Annotated in this window: 16 protein-coding genes and 1 pseudogene; 7 read left to right on the forward strand and 10 right to left on the reverse strand. The window is 26.4% G+C overall.

Going from position 1 to position 16,401, the window contains the following annotated elements:
* Positions 1 to 48 precede the first annotated feature (48 nt).
* The 8 genes from I2A66_RS10835 to I2A66_RS10870 form a co-directional block, all read right to left on the reverse strand.
* On the reverse strand, positions 49 to 555 hold the full coding sequence (locus tag I2A66_RS10835) for a 3'-5' exonuclease (RefSeq protein WP_122641271.1): 507 nt from the start codon (positions 553 to 555) through the stop codon (positions 49 to 51).
* Positions 556 to 629: 74 nt separating this feature from the next.
* The gene (locus I2A66_RS17235) at positions 630 to 1,766 is read right to left on the reverse strand and encodes a murein hydrolase activator EnvC family protein (protein ID WP_206425664.1); all 1,137 of its coding nucleotides are present in this window, start codon (positions 1,764 to 1,766) and stop codon (positions 630 to 632) included.
* Between the two features lie 20 nt (positions 1,767 to 1,786).
* Positions 1,787 to 2,683 (reverse strand): permease-like cell division protein FtsX, encoded by an 897-nt coding sequence (ftsX, locus tag I2A66_RS10845; RefSeq protein WP_195251613.1) that lies wholly within the window; start codon positions 2,681 to 2,683, stop codon positions 1,787 to 1,789.
* Positions 2,667 to 3,365, reverse strand: a complete 699-nt coding sequence (gene ftsE / locus I2A66_RS10850; protein ID WP_122641269.1) for a cell division ATP-binding protein FtsE — start codon at positions 3,363 to 3,365, stop codon at positions 2,667 to 2,669. Before ftsE ends, ftsX begins: the two co-directional genes overlap by 17 nt.
* A gap of 203 nt (positions 3,366 to 3,568) precedes the next feature.
* Positions 3,569 to 4,525: a S8 family peptidase gene (locus tag I2A66_RS10855; RefSeq protein ID WP_122641268.1), complete on the reverse strand. Its 957-nt coding sequence runs from the start codon at positions 4,523 to 4,525 to the stop codon at positions 3,569 to 3,571.
* A gap of 27 nt (positions 4,526 to 4,552) precedes the next feature.
* Positions 4,553 to 5,638 carry an MORN repeat-containing protein gene (locus I2A66_RS10860; protein WP_243238720.1) on the reverse strand — a complete coding sequence of 362 codons (1,086 nt, stop codon included), beginning with the start codon at positions 5,636 to 5,638 and terminating at the stop codon, positions 4,553 to 4,555.
* Between the two features lie 245 nt (positions 5,639 to 5,883).
* On the reverse strand, positions 5,884 to 6,885 hold the full coding sequence (locus I2A66_RS10865) for a 3'-5' exonuclease (protein ID WP_122641266.1): 1,002 nt from the start codon (positions 6,883 to 6,885) through the stop codon (positions 5,884 to 5,886).
* Positions 6,886 to 6,988: 103 nt separating this feature from the next.
* The gene (locus I2A66_RS10870; protein ID WP_122641265.1) at positions 6,989 to 7,849 is read right to left on the reverse strand and encodes a tRNA 2-thiocytidine biosynthesis TtcA family protein; all 861 of its coding nucleotides are present in this window, start codon (positions 7,847 to 7,849) and stop codon (positions 6,989 to 6,991) included.
* 225 nt (positions 7,850 to 8,074) lie between these two features.
* On the opposite strand from I2A66_RS10870, the gene I2A66_RS10875 reads away from it, so the two are divergent.
* From I2A66_RS10875 to I2A66_RS10885, 3 genes are read left to right on the forward strand one after another with little or no spacing between them, the layout of a single operon-like run.
* Entirely contained in the window at positions 8,075 to 8,284 is a 210-nt protein-coding gene (locus I2A66_RS10875; protein ID WP_122641264.1) for a spore coat associated protein CotJA, read from the forward strand.
* The gene (locus I2A66_RS10880; RefSeq protein WP_147515757.1) at positions 8,284 to 8,553 is read left to right on the forward strand and encodes a spore coat protein CotJB; all 270 of its coding nucleotides are present in this window, start codon (positions 8,284 to 8,286) and stop codon (positions 8,551 to 8,553) included. The genes I2A66_RS10875 and I2A66_RS10880 overlap by 1 nt, the downstream gene beginning before the upstream one ends.
* A gap of 22 nt (positions 8,554 to 8,575) precedes the next feature.
* Positions 8,576 to 9,148 carry a manganese catalase family protein gene (locus I2A66_RS10885; protein WP_195251617.1) on the forward strand — a complete coding sequence of 191 codons (573 nt, stop codon included), beginning with the start codon at positions 8,576 to 8,578 and terminating at the stop codon, positions 9,146 to 9,148.
* An 84-nt stretch (positions 9,149 to 9,232) separates the two neighbouring features.
* Here the strand turns inward: I2A66_RS10885 and I2A66_RS10890 are convergent, their stop codons facing one another.
* Positions 9,233 to 9,640, reverse strand: a complete 408-nt coding sequence (locus tag I2A66_RS10890; protein WP_122641261.1) for a hypothetical protein — start codon at positions 9,638 to 9,640, stop codon at positions 9,233 to 9,235.
* Positions 9,641 to 9,734: 94 nt separating this feature from the next.
* Positions 9,735 to 11,057 (reverse strand): C40 family peptidase, encoded by a 1,323-nt coding sequence (locus I2A66_RS10895; RefSeq protein WP_195251619.1) that lies wholly within the window; start codon positions 11,055 to 11,057, stop codon positions 9,735 to 9,737.
* Positions 11,058 to 11,335: 278 nt separating this feature from the next.
* Between I2A66_RS10895 and I2A66_RS10900 the strand changes: the two genes are divergently transcribed.
* From I2A66_RS10900 to I2A66_RS10915, 4 genes and pseudogenes are all read left to right on the forward strand, one after another.
* Positions 11,336 to 11,980 carry a hypothetical protein gene (locus I2A66_RS10900; RefSeq protein WP_147515756.1) on the forward strand — a complete coding sequence of 215 codons (645 nt, stop codon included), beginning with the start codon at positions 11,336 to 11,338 and terminating at the stop codon, positions 11,978 to 11,980.
* 60 nt (positions 11,981 to 12,040) lie between these two features.
* A pseudogene (locus I2A66_RS10905) lies at positions 12,041 to 12,379 on the forward strand (toprim domain-containing protein); the annotation flags it as partial.
* A gap of 148 nt (positions 12,380 to 12,527) precedes the next feature.
* Positions 12,528 to 13,925 carry a tyrosine-type recombinase/integrase gene (locus tag I2A66_RS10910; RefSeq protein ID WP_195251626.1) on the forward strand — a complete coding sequence of 466 codons (1,398 nt, stop codon included), beginning with the start codon at positions 12,528 to 12,530 and terminating at the stop codon, positions 13,923 to 13,925.
* 24 nt (positions 13,926 to 13,949) lie between these two features.
* Positions 13,950 to 16,400 (forward strand): site-specific integrase, encoded by a 2,451-nt coding sequence (locus I2A66_RS10915; protein WP_195251628.1) that lies wholly within the window; start codon positions 13,950 to 13,952, stop codon positions 16,398 to 16,400.
* The last annotated feature ends 1 nt before the right edge of the window (position 16,401 follow it).

Here is a 16,401-nt window from a genome sequence, read left to right on the forward strand (position 1 = left end):
TTGTATAAAATGCTAAAATAAAAAAAATAAGCGTGAATTCACGCTTATTTATACTTCGTCTTTTATTTTTAAAAATAATTTAGCTGTTGCAAGTGTATCACTATAGGCTCTATGAGCATTTTTATTTTCTATATTATAGTATTCACAAGCAGTCTCTAACTTTTTATTTTTACCCTTATATGATTTGTTATTCTTTAATAATTCTAATGTACATATATGATTTTCTATTGGATCTAGATTTAATTGTTTTAAATAGTAATTTAAAAACTTTAAATCAAACTTGGCATTATGAGCTATTATTGTTCTATCGCCAATATATTTTCTAAATCTCGGTAATACATATTCTATACATTCTTCATTTTCTACCATTTCATTACTTATATTAGTTATCTCTGTTATAAAATTTGGTATTTCTTTTTTAGGCTTAACAAACCTGGAATAGTTTCTAACGATTTCGTTATTAATTATTTCTGTTATACCTATTTCAATAATCTCACAACCTTTATAAGGATCTAATCCTGTAGTTTCTAAGTCAACAACTACATATTCTTCCATATATTCTCTCCTTAGATTTTAATAAATATATATACATTTTATATTTATAATAAAGGATAATCAATATGTAACTTTTATAAGTAATTCATAGGATTTGTATGTCTACCATTTACCCTTATTTCAAAATGTAAATGTGGTCCTGTAGACCTACCTGTTGAACCTATTTTAGCTACAACTTGTCCTTTTTGAACAGTTTGTCCTACAGAAACATTTAATGCACTATTATGAGCATATAAAGTTACTTTTCCATCATTATGCCTTATCATAACTGTGTTTCCGTATGTTCCTTGAACGCCTGAGTAAATTACAGTTCCCGAATCATAAGCAGTTACAGGTGTTCCAGTTGGCGCTGGTATATCTATCCCTGTATGAATTGATGATGCTCCTGTAACAGGATGAATTCTATATCCATATGGAGAACTTATTCTACTATATCCCGGAACTGGCCACGATCCACTTGTAACAACTGCATTTGACGATGATCCTGACGATGTATTTGAAGATGAGCTTTGTTGTTTTTGTGCTTCCGCTTCAGCCTGAGCTTTAGCTGCTGCAGCTTCTTCCTCAGCTATTATTTTAGCAATTTGATTTTCTAATTCTTCCTCTTCTTTAGCTAATTGATTTTTTAACTCCTCAACTTCAGCTTTATCTGATTCTAATTTATTATTATCTGATTCAAGAGAGGATTTTAAAAGCTCTTGTTCTTTAACTTTATCTTCTAGTGACTTTTTCTTTTCTTCAACAAGAGATTTATTTTCATCTAATTCTTTTAATAAGTCTCTATCTTGTTGTATAACTTCTTTAACCATATATATATTGTTAAAGAAATCCGATAATGAATTACTGCTTAAAATTACTTTTATATAAGCCATAGAATAGTTGTTATTTATTACTTTTAGTCTTTCACCTAACGCATCTTCATTATCCTTTATTTTATTTTCTAAATCTTGTATTTCTTTTTTAGCTTCTTCAGTTTCATCGTTAAGACTTGATATTTTTTCTTCAGTTGATTTTATATTCTCTTCTATTTCTTTTATTTGAGAATCTAAATTTTTAATTTTATCATCTAATTCAACTTGTTCTTCTTTATTCTTACTTAACTTATTATTTAAGCTAGACTTAGTTTCTTCTGCATATACAGTAGATGAATTAATTAATGATGCATTAACTAATATAGATCCTACCGCTATTAATGACACTACTTTTTTCACTCAATCTTCCCCCATTTCTTCTACACTTTTAAATGTTTTCTAACTGATACTATACTTCCTAAAACACCTATAGCTATACCTGTAGCAAATAATATTAATATAAGTGAAATAGATATACTATTTAATGGTACAACCATATTTCCCATCATATTACTTAATGCTCCACTAATTTTTTCAACCATATATCCGTACATACTAGTACATACTGCTACAGATAAAACTGATCCAAGTAAACCTATTATAAATCCTTCTACTATAAATGGACCTACAACAAAGCCGTTACTTGCTCCTACATATTTTATTATTTCAATTTCTTCCTTTTTGCTGTAAACTCTACTTTTTATTGTATTAGATATTATTATTAAACATATTAATAATAATGCTATTATTAATATCCCTCCAAATTTCTTTACAGTATTAGATAAGTTTAAGAAATTTTTAATTATATCTTGATGATATTTTACCTCTTTTACGTTTACAACTGTTTCTATTTCTTTAGCTACAGTATCTATATTATCTGAATCTTTTAATGTAACTGTATATGTATCATCTAAAGGATTTTTTATTCCTTCTAACAGATATCCATCATCGCCCCAATCTTCTTTCATAGAATTGAAAGAATCTTCTTTTGACTTGTATGTAACAGTTTTTACACCTTCTATTTTCTCTAAGATTTCTTTAACTTCTTTACTTTGACTTTCATCTAAATTATCAACTACAGAAACTTTAACTTCATTTACTTGGTCTTTTGTTACTTCTATAAACTGATTTATATTTAAAACTATTGTTATGATTATACCTAAGATAATTAACGCTGATGAAACAGATATTACTGAGATAAGACTCATAGTTTTATTTTTAACTAGACCATTCAAACCTTGTTTTAGATTATAAATAAAATTAGATAATATCTTCATAACAATCCCTCTTTACGTCTTTTTTTGTATCTTCTATTATTTTTCCTGCATCTATTGCTATAATTCTTTTTTTATATTGCTTTAGTATTTCTATATCATGAGTTGCCATTACTATAGTTACACCTTCTTCATTTATATTTTCTAATAAATCTACTATTTTTCTAGAATTTTCTATATCTAGGTTTCCTGTACATTCATCTGCTATTATTATAGAAGGCTTATTAACAATTGCTCTTGCTATTCCAACTCTTTGACATTCTCCACCAGATAACTCATCTGGATATTTATTACACTTATGATATATACCTACTTTTTGTAGTACTTCCATTACCCTTGGTTTTATTTCATTAGGAGCAGCACCTACAACCCTCATTGCAAGTTCTACATTTTCATATACAGTTTTATCCTTTAATAACTTAAAGTCTTGAAATATAATCCCTATATTTCTTCTATACTTATGTATTTTATTAACCTTTATATTTGTTATATCACTACCTAATACTGATACACTACCTTTTGAGGTTTTTTCTTCTCTTGTTATTAATTTTAATAAAGTAGATTTTCCTGCACCTGACCTACCTACTAAAAATACAAACTCACCCTTGTCAATTTTTAAGTTTATATTTTTTAAGGTTTTATTACCGTCAGGATATGTTTTATCTACACATGTAAACTTAATCATAATATCACTCCATTTTAATCTATTTTGTATGCTAAGTAATTCTTCCTTTTTTATATAAATTTATCATTTTTTGTAACTTTATTGTAACATCTTATTATATATTATCTAAAATTTTGGTTTTAGTCAAATCTTAATAATATCCATACATAAATTAAGTGCATATTATAGTTTAAAAATCAACTATAATATGCACTCTTGATATTTTAATATTTTATTTTTTTTGTTATTTTTTCTTCTTTTAAATAAATTAATCCATTTCCCTGTACTGTTCTTGAATAATCTAATGTTCTTGTGTGTTTAATTAATTGTGCGTATAATTCTTGCTCAGTTAAGTCTCTTTGGAATTCTTGTCTAGACCAATTTTTTAATAAAGCTAAACTTCCACTTACGTATGGTGCTGCCATACTAGTTCCACTGAGACTAGCATAAGTGTTATTAGGATAAGTTGATACTATTTCAACTCCTGGTGCTACCAAATCTATAACAAGGTTTGCATTGCTAAAATAAGCAGGATTTCCCTTTTTATCAACTGCACCTACAGATACAACTTCTACATAAGATGCCGGATAGGAATATTGGAATTCTTCTGAATTTCCATCACCTTCATTACCTGCCGCACAAACCACTAGTATATTCTTGCTAGAAGCTTCTTTAACTGCTCTTTGTAGCTTCTCACTATTTTCTGACATACCTAATGACATAGATATAATATCTACTTTTTTTTCTATAGCATAATATATTGCATTAATAACCCAGCTCAGTTTACCACTTCCACTTCTATTAATGGATTTAAGAATATATATATTTGATTTCGGTGCTACTCCTACGATATTATGTTTGCCTTGTGCTGCAATTATTCCTGTAACATGAGTTCCATGACCTACTCTATCAGTTACAATATTTGGATTTTTATTATCTTCATCAGTAAAGTTTCTCACACCAACTATACACTCTTTTAAATCTTCATGGTATATGTCACATCCAGAATCTATTATTGCTATATTTACACCTTCACCCATAGATGATTGTTGCCAAAAGTTTTTTGCTTGTATCATATTTATTCCATAATTTAAAAATGATGAACTACTTCTTATTTCATCATTTTTTATATAAGGAATTAGTTTTACAGTAAAATCACCATTATTATCTTTATTTTTCATAATATCACTCCAAATTTTGCATTATACTTAATTATATAAACTTGTAGCATTTAATGTGATTTTATCATTACAATCTTTTGACAAATAATCATGTATATTCTCTATTAACTTAATATCACTATCATTTTCTATAGAAATATTATAAATGTACTTATCATCTTTATCTTTACACTTATAAATACCTTCTTTTATTACATTATTCTCTATTATAACTTCTATATACGATCCATCTAAAAGATAATACGTTCCTATTTTATATTTTTCATCATTATCCCATTCACCTATATATTTATATATCTCACATTCATAGGTTCCAATCCCACTCTTTTTACCATTTTTAAAATCGCCTTCATATATACTACCATCTTTATAGGTATACTTTCCTATACCATTAAATAAATCATCCTTAAATTCTCCATAATAGGATTCACCATTTCTATACTTAAGCTTACCATTACCTTTTTTTAATCCGTATTTATAATTACCTTCATATATATTTCCATCTATATCAGTATAACATCCATATCCATGATATACATTGTTCTTAAACTCTCCAATATAAACCCTTCCATCATTATATTTATAGGTTCCCTTACCATTAAATTTATCACCTTCAAATTCTCCATCATACAAATCTCCACTAGAATTCAAAAACTTTCCTTTACCTGACTTTTGATCATCCTTAAACATTCCTACATACTTACTTCCATCCCTATAGTATAATGCCCCTTTTCCATTTTTATGATTATTTGCATACTCACCCTTATAAATATCTTTATTTGTGTATGTATATACACCAACACCATCTATTAAACCACTTTTAAAATCTCCCATATAGTAAGAACCATCACTAAAAGTATACTTTCCTACCCCATCCATTTTGTCATTTCTCCAGAGCCCTTCATACTTCTCTTTATTTGAAAAAATACATATACCAAACCCATTTTTCTTACTTTCTAAGAATTCACCTTTATATATATCTCCATTATTATATTTTAATATTTCTTCTCCTTTTAACTTTGTATTAATACCTGTTTCCTTATATACAACTGTTTCATTTTGTTTTAATGAATGCTCCATCTTGCTTATATTTTTAAAAATCTTTTTATTCATGCCATACTTCCGATTAAGCATGCTCTTTCTTTTTTTACTATGCTTTTTATCTACTATATATCTTAAAAGTAAAAATAAAATATATATTGAGGATAGGCATGCGAACACAGATAGTACAGTTAAAATATATTTGGTAATACCATTCACAATATAACATCCCCTTTTATAAAGTTATTATATTTATATATATTTTAAAATAAGTGAAATTATAATTTAATATAAAAATGATTCCATTTTATTTGGAATCACTTTATATATATATCTATATTCTCTTCTTTTAAATCTTCATCAAATAACTCAATTATTGTCATTATCTCATATTTATATTCTGATATACTTAACTTATACAGCATTAAATCATCTATTAAATCTTTTATATCTAAACATAAATTTTCTAGTACATAAAAGTAACCATCTTTTATATTGTATAATTTCTCGATTGTAATAATTTTCTTGCTTATATCTTTTATTATATCTATATTATATATATCTATATTTGATAAAGATAATATATATTTTCTTATAACATTTATTATTTCTATTGATATAGAGTTTATATCATAATTTCTATCATTTTTATAAAAATAATTCTTATACTTTTCAAATTTTTCATCTAATTCTTCATCTATTATATTAAATGGAGGTTTTATCATATCTTTTATTATAAGTAATTCTCTTATACTTTCATTATCATCTAAAACTGAATCTAGCAAAAATAAATTATATGCATCATCTAATGGATCATGAACTTCTCCACTAAATTCAACATTTGCTATACTAAGTAAATTTTTTAAAGATATATAATTCACACACCTTATTCCACAGTCTAAATATTTATCTTTTATATCTACAAATAAACTTCTTATGTTATTTAAAAACCTTGGATGCTTATTTTTTTGAGAACTTATTTTATCAATATTATTAAAACATACCAAGTCTAAATTTCCAAAGGTATAAATTCCTTTTATATCAGAAAACGTACCTAACCAACTTTTAAAATCCCTCATTACATTTTCATATGTAGGTGCCTTATATAAATCTTCTGACGTTATTTTAGTTAATTCTTCTATATGTGGATATACTTCTTTGGTTATCATTGGTTTTATCAGGGATTTAAATTTTTCTATTTTTCCAGTATGCTCATCATACTTAACTGCGCCAATAGCTATTATATCTGCATTTAGTGTGTCCCTTTTACCTTTATTATTTGGCATGTTCATTTCAAAATCTATATATATCTTTTTCAAGATAAACTCCCCTCTCTAAATATGTCTATATATATTCTATCATTTTACAATAAAATAAAAAACCGTTAACTAATTATTAATGCATTAGTCAACGGTTTTTTATTTATTCATATTTTTCTAAGAATGAATGTTTTACTCCATCTTGTTGCCATCCTAAAACAGAATCTATATTTACATTTTCAGCTGCTTTAAATATAGATTTTTCTACATCTTTAAAGTTTTCCCCTAAATTTTTTATAAGGTCTTTTATTTCATATCTTTTATTTCCAGTTTTTTTTGCTGCAACCATACAAGCGCAATTTAATGGCCATATACCACTATTTTGTATAAACCTTATTATATGTTCTTCTCTTATATAGTAAAGAGGTCTTATTATCTGTATTCCGTCAAAATTCGTAGAATCTAATTTAGGTAACATTGTTTTAAAGTTACCAGCACATAATAAATTTAACATTGTAGTTTCTATAACATCATCATAATGATGTCCTAAAGCCAGCTTATTACATCCTAACTCTTCAGCTTTTGAGTATAAAGCACCTCTTCTCATTCTAGCACACATATAGCACGGATAATCCTTCGCTATTTCATCTGCTATTTCAAATATTCTTGAATCGAATAAATGTATTGGTATATCTAAATACTCACAGTTATCTATTAGTAACTGCCTTATATCTTTATGATATCCTGGGTCCATAGCTATAAATTCAACTTCAAAATTAACTTGCCCATGTCTTTTTAATTCTTGAAACATTTTTGCCATAAGAAGACTATCTTTACCTCCAGAGATAGCAACACCTATTTTATCTCCTTCTTCAACTAAATTATAATCTCTTATAGCTTTTATAAATTTCGACCATAAATGCTTTCTATATTTCTTAATAATACTTCTTTCTATATCTTTTAATGGTTGTCTTTCATCAAAAGGTACTATTATTTCACAACCTTTTCCTGCTAAATTACTCATTAAATCACCTCATTTTTATGTGAACATGAAATTTATTTTATCATAAATTATATTAGTAATTCAAGACATACTATAAGCTATATTCATGAAAAATTTTACTATCTGTATTTAATAGTATATTTATTTCAAATTTCTATCATCTTTATATGTAACATTTTAAACACTGATAAATATAATATTAGTACATAGCTTGGCTATAGATTTTGACAAGGAGGTTTTTCATCAATGGAAAAGAATAACAGAGGAGTTGTACAGAACTGTGGTTGTGAACTAGCTAGACCTTATGTAAATGATCAAGTTCTTACAAAAGTCTATAATCTTCCCACTGCATTAAAAAACGGTACTTTATTTCCAGAACTATTCTTAATAGACTCTGATATGTATAATGCAGATTTATATAAAAATCCTAAAAATAGAGTTAGGGGGAGAAGATAATGAGACAATCCTGCGATAGAAGTGAATTATTGCAAAAAGTTCAAGAAACAAGTTTTGCATGTGTAGAATTGAATTTATATCTAGATACACATCCAGAAGATAAAAATGCTATAAATATGTATAATTCTTTAGTTTGTCAATTTAAGCAAGCTAAAGCTGCTTATGAATCTAAATTTGGTCCTTTAACTAATTTTGGTTATGCTCAAAGCCAATATCCATGGCAATGGATATGTGACCCTTGGCCATGGGACAGAGAATTCAATCAATAAAGTATACTAGGGGGTAAAATTTATGTGGATATATCAAAAAACTTTAGAATTTCCAGTCAATTTAAGATGTAAAAACTTGAGCATGGCTAAGTACATCATGACACAATTAGGTGGACCAAACGTAGAACTAGCTGCTGCTATTAGATATTTACAACAAAGATACACTATGCCTACAGGAAAATCACGCGCACTTTTAACAGACATAGGTACTGAAGAACTAGCTCATGTTGAAATAATTTCTACTATGTTGTATCAATTGACTGAAGATGCAACTCCAGAAGAATTAAAAGCAGCTGGACTCGGGTCACATTATTCAGTTTGGGGACACGGTACATTCCCTTCTGATCCAAACGGAGTACCTTGGACTGCAGCATATATAAATGTTTTTGGTGACTCAGTTACTAACTTACATGAAGATATGGCTGCTGAACAAAAAGCTTTAGCAACATATTATCAACTTATCAATTTAACTGATGATGTAGATATAATAAATGTTTTAAGATTTTTAGGAGAAAGAGAAATAGTTCATTATCAAAGATTTGGCGAAGCATTAATGGATGTATATGACTATACTGACTGCAAAAAAATTTTTTAATATAGATTATTTTATTTGATATAATAAATGGGCTATTTTCAAAACTACATTGATAAAATCAAGTTATTGAGATAGCCCTATTTATTATAAATTAGATAAAACTCTAACTTTTATATCTTCGTTTAATCCAGAAAAAGATGATATACCATCTATATCAGATATTGAAAAATATTGAATATAATCACTTAATATCTTAAGTGGTTCATATTCACTTCTATTATGAAAATAATAACATAGATTTTGCATATACTTTAAATAGCATTTATTAATTCTAATCTCTACATAAGGTAAATCACTTTCCATCCTTGAATCATGAAATAATTCTTTTAATCTCATATATGCACATTCTGAGTCTTTACTTAAATGTAGATCGCTTAATCGTTCTTCTAATGCTTTTTCTATATAAAAAAGAGCTGTTCTGTTTATAAGTAATTCTACATAGAAATTGTTACGACTATATTTAAATTGGTAAAAATCAGTTACAACAGTCATACTATCGCCCCTTATATGTTATTTAATAGTATTGGTTCTATAGTATATATTATTTTCATTATTAATGATTATTTATACATTAAGTTTAAAATATTTACAATACTCTTCTTGCGTTAACAAAAGCATTTGTATAATAATTACTATTAAAATCAGATATAACTACTTCATCTTTACTTGATGAAGCATGTATGAATTGTCCATTACCTATATATATACCTACGTGACTCACATTTCCATCATTAGATCCATTAGTATCAAAAAATACTAAATCTCCTTTTTTAACACTACTTCTACTCACATAAGTACCATATTTACTTTGATCTTTAGATACTCTTGGAATTGTGATTCCTGCACTTTGCTTAAATACATAATAAGTAAATCCTGAACAGTCAAAAGAGTTTGGGCCTTCTGCTCCCCAAGAATAATCTTTACCTAATAATGTTTTCGCAAAGCTTATTAACTTATCAACCTTAGAATTAGTTTCAGATGAATCATTTGATCCTTCCGACTTATTACTTAAGTATTGACTAGATACGTAACCAGTTTTTCCATTATACTTTATTTTAGACCAACCATTAGATTCTGATATTACTCCTACTTCAGCTCCATAACTTATAGTTGTTATCTTTGAATAACTTGTTCCTGGTCCACTTCTAACATTAAGTGTCGTTGCAGTAACTATTTTATAACTTGTAATAGATTCTGAGCTTGATCCGGAATTATCTTTAGATACTATATAATCACTGCTTACATATCCATTAGTTCCTTTATAGTTTATTTTAGCCCATCCATTTGATTCTGATATAACTGAAACTTCATCTCCTTTTGATAATGTTCCTATTTTGGAATAATTCGTTCCTGCTCCACTTCTAACATTAAGTGTCGTTGCAGTAACTATTTTATAACTTATAATAGATTCTGAGCTTGATCCGGAATTATTTTTAGATACTATATAATCGTTACTTACATATCCATTAGTTCCTTTATAGTTTATTTTAGCCCATCCATTTGATTCTGATATAACTGAAACTTCATCTCCTTTTGATAATGTTCCTATTTTGGAATAATTCGTTCCAGCTCCACTTCTAACATTAAGTGTCGTTGCTGTAACTACTTTAGTTATAGTTTGATTCGAACTACCAGGTGAACTTACGTAGTCACTATGTACATAACCAACTTCTCCATTATAACTTACATTAATCCAAGTTCCACTAGTTCCTATATACTCTACTGTATCACCTTTATTTAACTTTTTCATAGATGAATAGTTTGTTCCAGGACCTGTTCTAAAATTAACGGAATTTGCAGTTATTGTTCTATATTCAATTGTATCTGCATTAGATATAGTACTACATAATGGTATAGCTACAGATGTTGCTATTACTCCCGAAAGTATATATTTTTTACTAATATTCATAAATATCAATTATAGTTTTAATTAACTATAATCTTGATCAACTCCTCTCCCTATAAACAAGTGTATATAACACTTGAAGGTTTGTTTTCTAAATGTACATTTTTATATAAATTTAGACTACTTCTTGATAATATTATTACAAATATGTAACTTTATGTCTATAAAAATCGCTATTTACCAATATTTTCTACACATATTATTTAGTACTAAGTTGAATTTTTATAGAATATTATTTATTAAATGGATTACTGTCTTACTCTACGTTGGGAGGATTTTATATGAATAATAACTTTGATCAAATCAACTTGTTGCCCATCCCTTGGATGAAACAGAAATTAGAAAGTATTTATGAAAAAAAATTTTGTGGTGACCTATTTTTATTTTTTAGTAACTTAAGATCTAGTACAAAAGTAAATCCTAAAACTATTACTGATTTATTGGATAATTTAAATATCGTTATAGATAACACTCATCCTATATATTTTTATTTTCCTACTGAGGTTAATGATTTTATAAACGACTTAATTATTACATTAAAATCTTTATTCCCAAATAATGCTTATATAATTCTTTGTGGATTCAAAGAAATCTATATAAGTTCAAATAATATGGACTATATTGCTAACTTATGTGATTTTTATCCACACTTAAGAAATAAAATTGATGGATGTTGTCTTATAGATAGTAGTAAGTCATTTGAAATATTTACATCTTTATCAGATACCCAAAGAATCAATATACTTCCTAATTCATCCTGCACAATTTCTTGTCCAATCTTAGATTATAAATTCTATAATATTAATATTTGTAATTTAAATCATGTTTGCTTTGTTGAATTGATTGAAGATAAATCATCAAATTTTACAAATTATTATATAAAAGGTTTAACTAATAAAAATAATAATTTTAATTTTAATTTCTAGACTGCCTTGCAGTCTTTTCTTTTTATATGATAATATAAATAGTATTTGAAGGAGGTTTATATGAAACTTATACTTGCAGAAAAACCCTCAGTTGCTAAAACCATAGCAACTTTTTTAGGTGCAAAAACTAGAAATGATGGGTATTTTGAAGGAAATGATTATATAGTTACTTATGCTGTTGGTCACCTTGTATCTTTATATGATATGAAAGACTACGATAAAGATAAATACTCTGGTTCTTGGAAAATGGATAACTTCCCATTTATACCTAGTGATAAATTCAAATTTAAAGTAGATGATTCTAAGAAAAAACAATTTGAAACAGTAAAGAAGCTTTTACATAGAGATGATATAGAATATATAATTAATGCTACAGATAATGATCGAGAAGGTATGCTCACTTATGTGTATGTGTAATTATATTATAACACTATATACTAGTGACTATTTTTTTACTCTTTTTTAAACAGTATACTCACTTGTATATTTGTGAACATTTTGGTAAAATATAAATATAAGAGTAATCACTTAGAAGGAGATATGTTATATGAAACTTATTAAAGAAATAGATACCCAATTTGGTACAGCATATGAAGTATGGATAGATGATAAGTTATTAAAAACAATAAATTATATAAGAATTAATAAAACTTATAAAGATTTTGAATATTTATTTATAATCGATGAAAATGGAGCTGTATTGGATGATGTTTATAACTACATAAATGACAATTACAAATATCAGTCCATAAATACCAGAAAACAAATACAGTCATTTTTAAAGTTACTATACTCTTTTTCTCAAATTATTAATAAAGACTTTAAATCATTTAATGATAAGGATATTGATTTATTTAGTCTTTTTATAACAGGTGGATACATAGAAGGAAATACAATAACATTTGACCTTAAAACTACAAGGTCTATATCTACTCATAATAAATACTTTGATAATATGAGAAGTTATTTCAAATACCTAAATATTGAAAATAAAAAACTATTTGAACAAAAAATTGCTTATATAGCTAAGTCTGGTTTCGGCATGATGGCACACGCAAAAGAAGTTAAAGTTCTTAGCTATACTACTAATAAAGGAAGGCATGTCTCTCACGAAAATACAGTTCCAAAACATATAAAATTAGATGAATACTTTAAAATAATAAAGTACATAGATAGTCTAGATATATCTGATACTCTAAAAACAAGAAATCGGTTAATAATTGAATTAATGTACGGATTTGGGTTAAGAATAGGTGAAGTTCTAGGGCTAACTATAGAAGATATCGAAAAGCATCCTGATAGTGATAATGCCTATAATTTAATATTAAGAAATAGGTTATCCGATAAGGAGTTTCAACATGCTAAGGGATGTGATGAGGTAAAAAACAAACATACTTATTTAAGTAGCGAGTATAATACAAAGGATAAAGGCTATCAAGTAGTTGTTATTACTGATAATATAAAGTACTTATTGGATGAGTATATCGATATATCTTGTAATGTTTTTCATACTTCCGATAAAGTAATTTCTAATATTACTAAATACGCTAGTGCTGACAATGTTACATCTAAAAATATAACTAATAGATATATATTTTTAAATAAAAATGGAGCTCCTTTAAGTTATTCAGGTTGGAATAAATTTTTAAAAACAGTTTTCGTTGGTGTTGGAATCAGTATCGATAAAGATAAAAAGAAGGATAGCCTAAGTCATCGTTTTAGACATGGATACGCTATGCTACTAAAACAAAATGGCTATCCTTTAGATTACATACAGTACAAAATGAGACATACTAGTATTTCATCTACTCAAATATACGCAAGAAATACTGAAGAAGATATTTTAGAGAATACTAGAAAAATAGATAAACTCAGATATATAAATATTGAAAAAGAAGTTTTAGATGAGGTTTCATCTATATCTTCTTTAATTAATCACAACTAAGCTAAATTATAAGGTGGTATTATCATGAATGAAAAAATGATAGAATATACAAAATCTAATTTAAACAATCTAGCATCATGCGTAATTGAGGATGATGAACTAAAACTATCTACTTTAGATTTTATAAATAAATATGGTAAAGACTTCTTAAAAGGCTCAAACTCAGTAGAATTTCTAAAAAATTCAACTGGATTTATACTATTTATAAATTCACTATCTTCTATTAAGTTAAACGATTTAGATTGGAGCTATCTATGTAGAATACGTAATACTCCAATACTTTGCTCTACTCTGCTATCTTATATTAATAACTATAGTATTTATGATAAAGATACTTTAATAAGCAATTATATTGAAAATAATGAAAGTTATATTTCTACTTTTGGTTTTAATCAGTATATATCAATTTATATGGAATTTTATAAATTCTTATGTGAACTTGAAGTATATAGTTGTGATATAAAGAGCTACTCTCAATTATTAAATGTAGACACATACTATAAAGGTAGGCACCATACATTTGAACATGATGATGTAAGTGAAAAAGAATTTTTAGAATACATATGGTCTGATTTCCCAATAAATTCTCATTGTACTCATATGATATCTTCTCTGTGTGATAATGGAAGGGTCAAAAGATATTTAAATTATAATGTTAGAACTAGTAATAAATTTATTAAATCTATTCTTAATGATTTTCTGAATAATGATTTAATTTATTATTTAAAAAAGAATAAAAGCCTTTATCTAGTACTCTACTATTTCGTAGAAAGTTTCAACGGAGAAATACCTAATTCTCCTAGGGACTTTAATAGAGCTACGTTTAATACTCAATTTGAATTTATGAAAGAATTAGATAACCATGAATTTACTGATAAAAAATATAAACCTACACAAATACTTATATACATATATAATTTTTTAAAAAATAAATTTTCTAATGAAAATAATATAGATATTTTTCCATCTGTCTTTTACCTTGCTTTAAATATAAAAAATTTCGCTAAATACTACACTGATGGATATGAATTTTTATTTTTTAACCCAGCAGAACCTACTCCTATATTTGATAAAGTATGTATTATACCAAGTTCCTTTACTATGAATAATTCAAAAATAAGTAATATAAATGTACAAAGTTATAATTTAGAAATTTATCCTGAAAAATATAGAGAAGATATTAGAAACTTCATATGGAACTCAAGTACTGATATACATACAAATATAAAAGATTTAACTTATATAAAAAAATTTTTAGAAGTAAAAAATACTTATGATAAAAATAATATTAGTTCCTTGTATCAAAATGATTTTTCTGAAAGTGAATTTAATGATGACTTTTTATACTTTTACAGAAAAGTAGTTGAACAAGAATATTCGTCTAAAAACACTTTAAAAAGTGCACTAAAACAAATACGTCGCTTTTTGAAGTTCCATACGGATAAATATAATGTTACTCAAATACATTTTAATATCTTAAATCTAAAGAAGCTTGACTGCTCTAATGGTGGAACTCCTATTACTGATAACGATGTTAATGTTATTTATAGTAAATTCGAAGAAATGCAAAGTATATCTCCTATAAATAGATTACAAGCTATTGTATTTGAATTATTTATACATACCAATATAAGAATAGGTTCCATACTTAACTTTACTAGAGATTGTATAAAATATAAAAGTGACAATAGTATAGAACTAAGATATTTACTAAAAACATCTAATCATGAATATATAACACAACTTATAACTCCTATTACTGCAAATTTAATTGAAGAAGCTATAAAAATTACAAATTTATTTATAAGCGATTGTAGGGATGATAGATTAAGTAACTTTATATTTGTTCATAAGTACAAGTCTAATACAAAACTTCATTTAAAACGCCTAGACTTCTATAACTATTTTAAAAATATTGTTAAGTCTGAAAGTAAAAATTTAGATAATGCTGATTATTATCCTTATAATATAAGGCATACATATATGAATAATGCATTTAAAAATGGTGTAAAAGTCGGGCTTAGTATAAATGATATTAGTGAAGTAACTGGTATAACATATAAAACTGCAAAAAAATATTATAGGAATGCTAATGAAGTTCAATTGTATGTAGAGGCATTATCTAAAGTTAAGTTAAGTAATGTAACTATAGATGGTGAAATAATCTACGATTCTGAATCTCAATCAGAATCAATAGATTTTGAGAGACCTGTAAAATCAAATTTAGGAAACTGTAAATCAAATTCATGTATGAAAAAAAATGATTATAATGCCTGTGAGTGCTTACAATGCTCAAATTTTGTAACATCAACTAATAGAATTCCTAAATTTGAAGATGCAATCTCTCAGTGTGATTTTGAAATATCCAACACGGAAAATCCATTATACATAGAATACTATAGAACTCAAAAAGAATTATTCGCAAAATATCTATATGAAATGATAAAAATTAAAAATTCAAAAGGAGGAAAATAAA

This window comes from Romboutsia sp. 1001713B170207_170306_H8, assembly GCF_015550495.1.
Taxonomy (GTDB): domain Bacteria; phylum Bacillota; class Clostridia; order Peptostreptococcales; family Peptostreptococcaceae; genus Romboutsia_E.

What these genes read in the sequence shown, in the direction of transcription:
- I2A66_RS10835 (WP_122641271.1), bottom strand. Translation starts at nt 555, where the DNA reads ATGGAAGAATATGTAGTTGTTGACTTAGAAACTACAGGATTAGATCCT.
- ftsX (WP_195251613.1), bottom strand. Translation starts at nt 2,683, where the DNA reads ATGAAGATATTATCTAATTTTATTTATAATCTAAAACAAGGTTTGAAT.
- ftsE (WP_122641269.1), bottom strand. Translation starts at nt 3,365, where the DNA reads ATGATTAAGTTTACATGTGTAGATAAAACATATCCTGACGGTAATAAA.
- I2A66_RS10855 (WP_122641268.1), bottom strand. Translation starts at nt 4,525, where the DNA reads ATGAAAAATAAAGATAATAATGGTGATTTTACTGTAAAACTAATTCCT.
- I2A66_RS10860 (WP_243238720.1), bottom strand. Translation starts at nt 5,638, where the DNA reads ATGAATAAAAAGATTTTTAAAAATATAAGCAAGATGGAGCATTCATTA.
- I2A66_RS10870 (WP_122641265.1), bottom strand. Translation starts at nt 7,849, where the DNA reads ATGAGTAATTTAGCAGGAAAAGGTTGTGAAATAATAGTACCTTTTGAT.
- I2A66_RS10875 (WP_122641264.1), top strand. Translation starts at nt 8,075, where the DNA reads ATGGAAAAGAATAACAGAGGAGTTGTACAGAACTGTGGTTGTGAACTA.
- I2A66_RS10880 (WP_147515757.1), top strand. Translation starts at nt 8,284, where the DNA reads ATGAGACAATCCTGCGATAGAAGTGAATTATTGCAAAAAGTTCAAGAA.
- I2A66_RS10885 (WP_195251617.1), top strand. Translation starts at nt 8,576, where the DNA reads ATGTGGATATATCAAAAAACTTTAGAATTTCCAGTCAATTTAAGATGT.
- I2A66_RS10890 (WP_122641261.1), bottom strand. Translation starts at nt 9,640, where the DNA reads ATGACTGTTGTAACTGATTTTTACCAATTTAAATATAGTCGTAACAAT.
- I2A66_RS10895 (WP_195251619.1), bottom strand. Translation starts at nt 11,057, where the DNA reads ATGAATATTAGTAAAAAATATATACTTTCGGGAGTAATAGCAACATCT.
- I2A66_RS10900 (WP_147515756.1), top strand. Translation starts at nt 11,336, where the DNA reads ATGAATAATAACTTTGATCAAATCAACTTGTTGCCCATCCCTTGGATG.
- I2A66_RS10910 (WP_195251626.1), top strand. Translation starts at nt 12,528, where the DNA reads ATGAAACTTATTAAAGAAATAGATACCCAATTTGGTACAGCATATGAA.
- I2A66_RS10915 (WP_195251628.1), top strand. Translation starts at nt 13,950, where the DNA reads ATGAATGAAAAAATGATAGAATATACAAAATCTAATTTAAACAATCTA.